Annotated in this window: 3 protein-coding genes and 1 pseudogene; all 4 read left to right on the top strand. The window is 71.1% G+C overall.

What is annotated here, in order from left to right; translation table 11 throughout:
• Positions 1 to 749: HNH endonuclease signature motif containing protein (locus tag G6024_RS15690; protein ID WP_159149126.1), on the top strand; the 749-nt coding region annotated here is incomplete at its 5' end.
• The gene (gene pta / locus G6024_RS15695; protein ID WP_235027943.1) at positions 742 to 3,162 is read left to right on the top strand and encodes a phosphate acetyltransferase; all 2,421 of its coding nucleotides are present in this window, start codon (positions 742 to 744) and stop codon (positions 3,160 to 3,162) included. The genes G6024_RS15690 and pta, both read left to right, overlap by 8 nt.
• Positions 3,159 to 4,370, top strand: coding sequence for an acetate/propionate family kinase (locus G6024_RS15700; RefSeq protein WP_159149127.1), 1,212 nt, complete (start codon positions 3,159 to 3,161; stop codon positions 4,368 to 4,370). The genes pta and G6024_RS15700 overlap by 4 nt, the downstream gene beginning before the upstream one ends.
• A gap of 86 nt (positions 4,371 to 4,456) precedes the next feature.
• Positions 4,457 to 5,098, top strand: a pseudogene (locus G6024_RS15705) (hypothetical protein); the annotation flags it as partial.

Genomic DNA, 5,098 nt, shown 5'->3' on the forward strand with positions numbered 1-5,098 from the left:
CGGACCGCGGACGGGACCGCGAGGAGCACCAGGAACGTCAGCGCTCGGCGCGGCTCGGCGCGGTCCGGTCCGACGGCACCAGCACCCTGACGATGACCTTGACGCCCCGCGGCCGCGCCCTGGTCGAGAGGGCACTGTGCGACTTCGGCGGGCCCGGCGGCGCCGTGGAGTGTGAACCCGGGTCCGACGAGCGTGCCCCCGAACAGCGCGCCCACGACGCCCTGGTGCACCAGTGGGCCCTCGGCTCGACCGTCGACCCCGCCCGCCCCAAGGGCATCGCGACCATCGTCGTGCGGGTGACACCGGAGCAGCTCGAGGACCCCACGACGCTCGTGCAGACCGACGCCGGCACCCAGCTCAGCGTGCGGCAGGCGGTCTCCATGGCCGGAACGATGCCGTGGTTCGTCTCCCTGCTGCGCGACGGCCGGGAGGAGCTGCACCGGATCGACGTGGACGCACACCCCGACCGGCGCCTGGCGTCGGCGATCCAGCGGTTGGTCCTCTACGCCGCCCACGGAGGGTGCACCTTCCCCGGGTGCACCGCCCCGGCCAGGCGAAGTCAGTTCCACCATGTGAGGGAGTGGTCACGGGGCGGGTCGACGACGGTCGCCAACGGGGCACTCGGCTGTCCCGTCCACCACGGGTTCGTCGGCGACGGCCCCGGAGGGTGGAAAACCGTGGTGAACCCCTCCGCGCCCGGCCTGTGCACGTGGCTGCCTCCCGGCGTCGACAGGCTCACCGATGTGTGACGACCCGCCCCGGACCGGGGTGGGGGATCGGCCCGTCGGGTGTGTACCAGGTGTGCTGCGCCGCCGGCGCTGTCACAATGCCCCCGTGCCCGAATCCCTTCCTCCCGAGTCCGTAGCGTCCGATACCCTCGCGTCCGACACTCCAGCGTCCGAGACTCTCGCGTCCGAACCCCGCGCCTCGGGGCCAGGCGATCCCACCGGGGCCGAGTTGTCCGACTCCGACGTCGCCGCACTCTCGATCCCGTCCCAGTCGGGCGGTGAGCCGCTCTCCTCGTCCGCGGTCTACGTCGTGGCCCCCGAGGGCGACACGGGCAAGTCGACCGTCGCGCTGGGGCTGCTGCGCATCCTGGCCGGGACCGTCCAGCGGGTCGGGGTGTTCCGCCCCGTCACGGTCGCGCCCCGCCCCGCCGGTCCCGGCGTCGAGGACGAGGAACCGGTACGCGACCGCATCGTGGAGATGCTGCTGCAGCAGACCACCGTGGACCTCGACTACGAGGACTGCATCGGCGTGACCAACATGCGCGTGCACTCCGACCGCGACGCCGCCCTGAGCGAGATCGTGCACCGATATGAGGCGGTGGCCCGGCAGTGCGATGTCGTCGTGATCGTCGGCACCGACTACACCGGGGTGCCCAGCCCCACCGAGTTCGACTTCAACGCCACGATCGCCGTGAACCTCGGCGCCCCCGTCTTGCTGGTGCTCCGCGGATCCGACCGCACCCCGGCCGAGATCGCCACCAACGCCCGACTCACCCTCGAGGAGCTGCGTGTCGAGCACGCCCACCCCGTGGGAGTCGTCGTGAACCGGTGCGATCCCGACGCGCTGGACGAGATCCGGGCCGAGCTCGGTTCGCTGGACGTGCCGGCCTGGACTCTGCCCTCCCAGTCGCTGCTCACCGCGCCCACGATGGGTGAGCTCATGGAGGCGGTCGACGGCGAGCTCTACTCTGGCGACCCGGCCCTGCTCGACCGCGAGGCGATGGCCGTGATGGTCGGCGGCATGACCGGTGACCGGATCCTGGAGCGACTGGTCGACGGGATGGTCGTCATCGTCCCCGCCGACCGCACCGACGCGGTCCTGGCCATCCTCGCCGCACACGCCGCCGAAGGCTTCCCCTCGCTGGCAGGGATGATCTGGAACGGTGGGGTCAGGCCGAACGCGGCGTTGGACAGGCTCGTCCGCGGGATGCGCTCCACCCTCCCGATCATCTGCACGGGTCACGGCACCTACGACACCGCCCGTCTGGCCGCCGAGACCCGCGGGCGCGTGTTCTCGGGCTCGGGGCGCAAGGTGGAGACCGCGCTCAGCCTGATGGAGAAGCACGTCGACACCGAGGAACTACTCGCACCGCTGCGGGTCGATGCGCCCGACGTGACGACGCCGCAGATGTTCGAGCATCAACTCCTCGAGCGTGCCCGCGCAGACAAGCGCCACATCGTGCTCCCCGAGGGCGACGACGACCGCATCCTGCACGCCGCCGGCCGGCTCCTGCGGCGCGACGTGGCCGACCTGACGATCCTCGGTGACCCCGAGGCGATCCGTCGGCGTGCCGACGAGTTGGGTATCGACCTGAGCGGCGCGACACTGCTGGACCCGCGGACGAGCGAGCACGCCGATCGGTTCGCCGACGAATATGTCGAGCTGCGCAAGCACAAGGGCATGACCCTGGACGTGGCCCGTGACCGCATCCTCGACATCTCCTATTTCGCCACGATGATGGTGTACACCGGGCTCGCCGACGGCATGGTCTCGGGCGCCGCCCACACCACCGCCCACACCATCCGCCCCGCCCTGGAGATCATCCGGACCCGACCCGGCGTGCAGACGGTCTCCAGCGTGTTCCTCATGTGCCTGGCCGACCACGTTCTGGCGTTCGGGGACTGCGCGGTGGTGCCCGACCCCACCGCCCAGCAGCTCGCCGACATCGCGGTGTCGTCCGCCGAGACCGCCTCGCGGTTCGGGATCGACCCGCGTGTGGCACTGCTCTCCTACTCCACCGGGGACTCCGGCAGTGGGGCCGACGTCGACAAGGTGCGCGAGGCGACCGCACTTGTGCGGTCGCGGATCGCCGAGGCGACCGAGGGTGATCCGGCTGCCGGCCTCGTCGTGGACGGGCCCCTGCAGTTCGACGCCGCCGTCGACCCCACCGTCGCGACCAAGAAGATGCCCGACTCCCCGGTCGCCGGCCGGGCCACCGTCCTGGTGTTCCCCGACCTCAACACGGGCAACAACACCTACAAGGCCGTACAGCGGACCGCGGGCGCGGTCGCGATCGGCCCGGTCCTCCAGGGGCTGCGCAAGCCGATCAACGACCTGTCCCGCGGTGCGCTCGTGGAGGATATCGTCAACACGGTCGCCATCACCGCAGTCCAGGCGCAGGGCGTCGGAGACCTCCAGGGAAGCGACTCATGACCCGCGTGCTCGTCATCAACTCCGGCTCCTCCTCCCTGAAGCTGCAGATCCTCGACACCGCCGTCGAGGGTGAGTTGGCCTGGGCTCTGGTCGAGCGGATCGGTGAGCCCGTGGGCACGCTGACCGTGCGCCGCAGCGACCTGGCCGGTGCCGGTGCGGAAGAACGCACCGCGGACGCGGAGTTCCCGGACCACACCGCCGCGCTCGGTCACGTACTGGAGTTGGCGAAGGAGCTGCACGTCCATCCCACCGACCTGGGGGTCGAGGCGATCGGCCACCGTGTGGTCCACGGCGGGCCGGCCTTCCACGAGCCGGTCGAGGTGACGCCGGAGGTGGAGGCCGACATCGAGAAGCTCGAGGTGCTCGCCCCTCTGCACAACCCGGCCAACCTGCGTGGCATCCGGGTGGCCCGCGACCTGCTGCCGGGGCTGCCGCACGTGGCCGTGTTCGACACCGGGTTCTTCCACACCCTGCCCGCCGCCGCCCACACCTATGCCATCGATCGCGAGACGGCACGCGAGTGGGACCTGCGCAGGTACGGCTTCCACGGCACGAGCCACGAGTTCGTCTCCCGCCGTACCGCCGACGTCCTGGGCCGCCCGTACGGCGAGCTCAACCAGATCGTCCTGCACCTGGGCAACGGGGCGTCGGCGTCCGCTATCGAAGGTGGCCGCGCCATGGATACGTCCATGGGACTGACGCCCCTCGAGGGACTGGTCATGGGTACACGACCCGGAGACCTCGACCCCGGCCTGATCATCCACCTCATCCGTGACCGCGGCATGTCGCCCGAGGACGTCTCCACTCTGCTCAACCGCCGGTCGGGACTGGAGGGGTTGTCGGGGGCGCGCGACTTCCGCGAACTCCTGACGCGGGTCGACGACGGCGACGAGGACGCCACGCTGGCCTACGACGTGGTGATCCATCGCCTGCGTCGCTACATCGGCGGCTACTGGGCGGTCCTCGGCGACGTGGACGCGATCACGTTCACGGCAGGGGTGGGGGAGAACGTCGCGCGCCTGCGGGCCGACGCGCTGGCCACCATGCGCGGCTGGGGTGTGGAGATCGACACCGAGGCCAACGAGAACGGCACCGGCGAGCGGGTCATCTCCACCCCCGACAGTCGCGTGACGGTGCTCGTGGTGCCCACCGACGAGGAACTGGCGATCGCGCGGGCGTGTGATGAGGTGCTGGGCCTGGGAGGATAACCCCGTCCACATTTGCTAAGAACAACTTTAGTTATAGAGTGCGGGTGATCCCCGGCATCCGAGTCCGGGCTTAACGAAGTCGGACGATGCCCCACGCCTCCCCCTCCTCCCCGGACGCCGGGCCCGAGCACGGGCTGCGTCTCGGCCCGACGCAGGGTTCGCCCAGGAAGCGTGGGATCGTGCCACTCATCCTGGCGGCGGTCGTCACCCTGGTCCTGGGCGGGGCGTCCGTGGCTCAGGCGGTGACGGTGCCTGCCCTCGATGCCCACACCGATCTGGAGTTCTCTCTGGACGGTTCCACCTGGACGGACGCCCCGGATCTCGCTCTCGGGTCGTGGGGCTGCGACCCGGCCGGTGGGCCCGGGGATTCCGCTTCGCCCGGGGGTTCCGCTCCGCCCTCAGTCCCCGCTCCGTCCGCATTCCCCGCTCCGCCCGGGGCGAGCGGCGGCATCCCCGACGTGGACCCGTGCGCAATGCTCCCCGGCGAATCCGTTGACCGCACCTATCACGTCCGTAATGCGGCCGACTCCGGCCGCACCGGCCGGTATGCGGTCGGAGTCGGTGACTTCGTGGTGTCGGAGGGCGCCGAGTTCGAGGTGCGCTCGAGCATCACCGGCGCGACGGCCGCCGACTCGGGGACCGTGATGCTGTACGGCGCGGGTACCGGCCAGGCCGGGGGCTCTCCGGCCCGCGGCGCCACGGTGGCCGCCCTGGAACTGGGGCCGGGG

This window comes from Dietzia maris, from assembly GCF_014144855.1.
In the GTDB taxonomy this organism is placed as follows: Bacteria; Actinomycetota; Actinomycetes; order Mycobacteriales; family Mycobacteriaceae; genus Dietzia; species Dietzia kunjamensis.

Coding starts and splice junctions, on each gene's coding strand:
- G6024_RS15700 (WP_159149127.1), top strand. CDS start 3,159: ATGACCCGCGTGCTCGTCATCAACTCCGGCTCCTCCTCCCTGAAGCTG.
- pta (WP_235027943.1), top strand. CDS start 742: ATGTGTGACGACCCGCCCCGGACCGGGGTGGGGGATCGGCCCGTCGGG.